The sequence below is a fragment of the Streptomyces glaucescens genome, assembly GCF_002154375.1.
Classification (GTDB): Bacteria; Actinomycetota; Actinomycetes; order Streptomycetales; family Streptomycetaceae; genus Streptomyces; species Streptomyces glaucescens.
This window is the reverse complement of the sequence record NZ_MUND01000819.1, coordinates 1-4,559: the sequence shown is the minus strand read 5'-3', so window position 1 is coordinate 4,559 and position 4,559 is coordinate 1. Positions and strand designations below refer to the sequence as shown.

Genomic DNA, 4,559 nt, shown 5'->3' with positions numbered 1-4,559 from the left:
CTGCTCCCGCAAGCCCCCGGCACCGTGCCCGGCTGCTACAAGCTCGCCGGGGCCTTGCGGGAGCAGCGGATCGTCCAGCGGCTGGGCGCCCTGGAAGGCGGGGTGGTCGTGCCGCCGCGCTACGACCGGGGTGACTGGCAGGAGGGCGACGGGGTCTTCAACGCCGCCGCCCTCGCCGCGTACACCCGCAAGCTGGCCGACCGTATCGAGCACCACGTCCGCGCCGGTGACTTCCCCGTCGTGCTCGGCGGCGACTGCTCCATCCAGCTCGGCGCCTCGCTCGCGCTGCGCCGCCTTGGCCGGTACGGGCTGGTCGCGGTCGACGCCTCACCGGACTTCCGGCACCCCGGCAACTCCGGCCGGATCGGCGCGGCGGGCGGCGAGGAGGTCGCGCTGGCCACCGGACGCGGGCAGGAGGACCTCACCGACCTGGAGGGGCGGAAGCCCTACCTGCGCGACGAGGACGTGCGGTTCTTCGGCATCCGTGACGCGTTCCGGGACGACGAGGACTGCCGCGAACTCGCCGCGCTGAAGGTCCCCGTGGTGACCGTGGGCGACCTGCGGGAGTGGGGCGCGGAGGCGCTCGCCCGGGCCACCGCGCAGTCCTTCGCGTTCCCCGGCCTGGCCGGCTTCTGGGTCCACCTGGACGCCGACGTCCTGGACCCGGGCGTGATGCCCGCCGTGGACAGCCCCGACGCCGACGGACTGCTGCCCGGCGAACTCGTCTCCCTGCTGCGCCCGTTGCTGTCCTCCCCGCTCTGCGTCGGCTTCAACGTCACCATCTACGACCCCGATCTCGACCCGGACGGCACGGCCGGGGCACTGCTCACCGACATCGTCGTGGACGCCTTTGCCCGACCCTGACCCTGCCCCGCTCGATGACGTGCACCGTGTCGACGAGCGGAACCGGGCGGACGGGCCCGCGCCGTGTTCGACGCCGAGTTCGAGGCCGCCGACCTGCGGGAGGGCGCCGAGGCCGTCGGAGTGCTGTGGGCCCGTCTCTCCGAGAGCCGCTGCCCGCCCGCCATGACTTCCGGATACGCCCGCCCAGCCCGTGACCGTGCGTTACCCGCGATCCCCGCTGGGTACCCGGCGGCCCATGGACCGCTTGGAGCATCTGGACAAACATCTCGCCGACGAGCTGGCACAGGTGGCGCGCGAGACGATCCGCGACGAACTGAAGCAGCAGACCCGCAAGCAGCGTCGTACGGCCATGCTGTACGCCGCGTCCGGCACCGTCGCCCTCTACGCGGGCGCCGCCCTCGCGCTCGCCGTCGGACTGGCCCTCGACCTGGTGATGCCCGACTGGGCCGCCGCGCTGATCACCGCGGCGCTGCTCGCCGTCGCCGCCTACGCGCTGCGCGGCGCCGCCCGGCCCAAGCACCCGTCGGCGCACCACTCCGGCGGCGGCCACGGCATCGGCGGCACCCCGACCGCCGGACCGCCCGGCGCTCCTGGCACGGCCATCCCGCCGATGCCGCCGGTGGCCCCGGGCGGAGCCGGCGCCGCGACCGGCGCTCCCGGCACGGGCATCCCGGGTCCCGGCACTCCGGCTCCCGGCCGGATGAGCGTCCCCGCGCCGCGGGCGGACGACATCGACCCCGAGAACCCGCAGTACCGGGCGTGATCCGCATGCGCGGACCGGGAACGCCGGGGCGCGGCGGAACCGTCGTGGTCACCGGGGCCAGTGGAGGCGTGGGCCGGGCGACGGCCCGCGCCTTCGCCGCGCGCGGCGACCGGGTGGCCCTGCTGGCCCGGGGCCGCGAAGGGCTGGCGGCCGCCGCCGGCGAAGTGCGGCGGGCGGGCGGGGAGGCGATGGTCATTGCCGTCGACGTGGCCGACGCCAAGGCCGTCGACGCCGCCGCCCAGCAGGTCGTGGACGCGTTCGGGCCCATCGACGTCTGGGTCAACAACGCCTTCACGGGAATCTTCGCCCCATTCACGGAGATCACGCCCGACGAGTACCGGCGGGTCACCGAAGTGAGCTACCTGGGCTATGTGTTCGGCACCCGGGCCGCACTGCGGCACATGCTGCCGCGCGACCGGGGCACCATCGTGCAGGTGGGGTCCGCGCTCGCCTACCGGGGCGTGCCGCTGCAGTCCGCGTACTGCGGGGCCAAGCACGCCATCCAGGGGTTCAACGAGTCGCTGCGGTGCGAGCTGCTGCACCGGGGCAGCCGGGTGCGCACCACGATGGTGCAGCTCCCGGCGGTCAACACCCCGCAGTTCGACTGGGTCCTCAGCCGGATGCCGGGCCGCGCCCGGCCGGTGGCGCCGGTGTACCAGCCGGAGGTCGCGGCCCGGGCGATCGTGCACGCGGCCTTCCACGCCCGCCGCCGCGAGTACTGGGTCGGCGGCTCGACGGCCGCGACCCTGCTCGCCAACGCCGTGGTGCCCGGCCTGCTCGACCGGTACCTGGCCCGCACCGGACACGGCTCCCAGCAGGACACGGCGGAACCCCCGCGGGAGCCGGGGAGCCCCGGCAACCTGTGGACCCCGGCCGACGGACCGCACGGCAGGGACTTCGGGGCGCACGGCCGCTTCGACGCGGAGTCCCACGACGGCGGCCCGCAGCCCTGGCTGTCCCGGCGGCGCGGGCGGCTGGGCGCCGTGCTCACCGTCGGCGCGGGACTTCTCGCGGCCCGGCGGGTACGGCGACTGGTGCGCCGCTAGGGACACGAACGCGAGGGGGCGTCGGCCGTTGCCCGTCGCCCGTCGCCGGGATGGCCCTGTGGGCGGGGCGTTGGGGCCGGGCGGGGCCGCAACCGAGGGCAGTGGTGTCCCGGGCGAGGTGCCGTCGGCCTCCGGGGCGTCCGCCGGGAGCGTGCACACCGACACGGCGGCATCGCAGCCGCTCCGACCCGTCAGTTCCCCGGGAGCTGCGGCAGCACCTTGGTCCGGTAGAAGTCGAAGAAGCCGCGCTGGTCGGGGCCGATCTGGTTGACGTAGATCGTGTCGAAGCCCGCGTCGGCGAACGCGGTCAGCGCCGCCACGTGCTCGTCCACGTCGTCCCCGCAGACCCCCTGCTCGGCGATCATCTCCTCGGTGACCAGCGGCTGGAGCTGCTCGAAGTGGCGCGGCGAGGGCAGGATCTGGCCCATCTCGCCGGGCAGGTACTCGTTGAACCACATCCGGTGCACCGTACGGACCGCCTCGTCGCGGTCGGTGCCGTAACAGACCTTGGTGCCGCCGATGACGGGCTTGGTGCCGCCGCCGCCCTCGCGGAACCGCCGCACCATGTCCGCCTCGGGCATCATCGTGATGTACCCGTCGCCCACCCGGGACGCCAGCTCGGTGGCCTTCGGGCCGAAGCCGGAGACGTCGATCTGGACGGGCTCGTCCGGGACCGTGTAGAGGCGGGCGTTCTCCACCGTGTAGTGGGTGCCGTGGTGGGTGACCTCTTCACCCGTGAACAGGCGGCGCATCACGTGGATCGCCTCCTCCAGCATCTCCAGCCGGACGTCCGCGGGCGGCCAGGTGTGGCCGAGGATGTGCTCGTTCAGGGCCTCGCCCGAGCCGACGCCGAGCCGGAAGCGGCCGTTCGTCATCACCGCGCTCGTCGCCGCGGCCTGCGCCACCACCGCCGGGTGGATCCGCACGGTCGGGCAGGTCACCGCCGTCTCGATCGGCAGCGACACCGCCTGCGAGAGCGCGCCGATCACCGACCACACGAACGGGCTCTCGCCCTGGGCGTCGTTCCAGGGGTGGTAGTGGTCGGAGATCCACAGCGACCGGAAGCCGGCCTGCTCGGCCATCCTGGCCTGTTCCACGAGGTCCGCGGGGCCGTGCTCCTCGCAGGAGAGGAAGTAACCGTACTCGGGCATGGGGGGTACCTCCGCGACGTGCGGCTCGGGTGGGGGGCCCGGGCCGAGTACCCCGGCGCCCGGCGGGGAACCGGCGCACGTTTGGGTGCCCCGGCCAGGGGGACGCGGATAGCTCGTACGGGAGGACGGAGGAGTCGTACGTCCGCGTGCCTGCCGTACGTCCCGACCTGCCCGCGCACCTTCCCCCACGGGCGACACCGCCGGAGGAGCACCGTGAGTCGACCCCGCATCGTGATCGTCGGTGCCGGCTTCGCCGGCTACCGGACGGCCAGGGAACTGTCCCGCACGGCCCGGGGCAAGGCCGAGATCACCCTGCTGAACCCGACCGACCACTTCCTGTACCTGCCGCTGCTGCCCCAGGTCGCGGCGGGCGTCCTGGAGCCGCGCAGGGTCACCGTCTCCCTCTCCGGCACCCTGCCCCGGGTACGGCTGGTGCTCGGCGAGGCCGGCCACGTCGACCTGGACGGGCGCACCGTGCACTACACCGACCCGGAGGGCGGCGCCGGAACCCTCGAGTACGACCGGCTGGTCGTCGCCGCGGGCAGCGTCAACAAACTGCTGCCCGTCCCCGGCGTCGCCGAGCACGCGCACGGCTTCCGCGGCCTGCCCGAAGCGCTGTACCTGCGCGACCACGTCACCCGGCAGCTGGAACTCGCCGCCTCCTGCGAGGATCCGGCGACCCGCGCCGCGCGGTGCACGTTCGTCGTGGTCGGTGCCGGATACACCGGCACCGAC

At 74.4% G+C, this 4,559-nt stretch carries 5 protein-coding genes; 4 read left to right on the top strand and 1 reads right to left on the bottom strand.

Annotated elements, in window-relative coordinates; translation table 11 throughout:
* From CCN42_RS37795 to CCN42_RS37785, 3 genes are all read left to right on the top strand, one after another.
* Positions 1-864: arginase family protein (locus CCN42_RS37795; RefSeq protein ID WP_422641254.1), on the top strand; the 864-nt coding region annotated here is incomplete at its 5' end.
* A 235-nt stretch (positions 865-1,099) separates the two neighbouring features.
* On the top strand, positions 1,100-1,627 hold the full coding sequence (locus CCN42_RS37790; RefSeq protein ID WP_086741772.1) for a phage holin family protein: 528 nt from the start codon (positions 1,100-1,102) through the stop codon (positions 1,625-1,627).
* 5 nt (positions 1,628-1,632) lie between these two features.
* The gene (locus tag CCN42_RS37785; protein ID WP_086741774.1) at positions 1,633-2,673 is read left to right on the top strand and encodes an SDR family oxidoreductase; all 1,041 of its coding nucleotides are present in this window, start codon (positions 1,633-1,635) and stop codon (positions 2,671-2,673) included.
* A gap of 191 nt (positions 2,674-2,864) precedes the next feature.
* Here the strand turns inward: CCN42_RS37785 and CCN42_RS37780 are convergent, their stop codons facing one another.
* Complete coding sequence (locus tag CCN42_RS37780) at positions 2,865-3,824, bottom strand: LLM class F420-dependent oxidoreductase (protein WP_086741771.1); 960 nt, start codon at positions 3,822-3,824, stop codon at positions 2,865-2,867.
* Between the two features lie 213 nt (positions 3,825-4,037).
* On the opposite strand from CCN42_RS37780, the gene CCN42_RS37775 reads away from it, so the two are divergent.
* A partial coding sequence (locus CCN42_RS37775; RefSeq protein ID WP_158102191.1) for an NAD(P)/FAD-dependent oxidoreductase occupies positions 4,038-4,559 on the top strand: 522 nt, incomplete at its 3' end.

Excerpts from the sequence above, each read along its gene's own strand:
- CCN42_RS37785 (WP_086741774.1), top strand. The coding sequence starts at position 1,633 with ATGCGCGGACCGGGAACGCCGGGGCGCGGCGGAACCGTCGTGGTCACC.
- CCN42_RS37780 (WP_086741771.1), bottom strand. The coding sequence starts at position 3,824 with ATGCCCGAGTACGGTTACTTCCTCTCCTGCGAGGAGCACGGCCCCGCG.
- CCN42_RS37790 (WP_086741772.1), top strand. The coding sequence starts at position 1,100 with ATGGACCGCTTGGAGCATCTGGACAAACATCTCGCCGACGAGCTGGCA.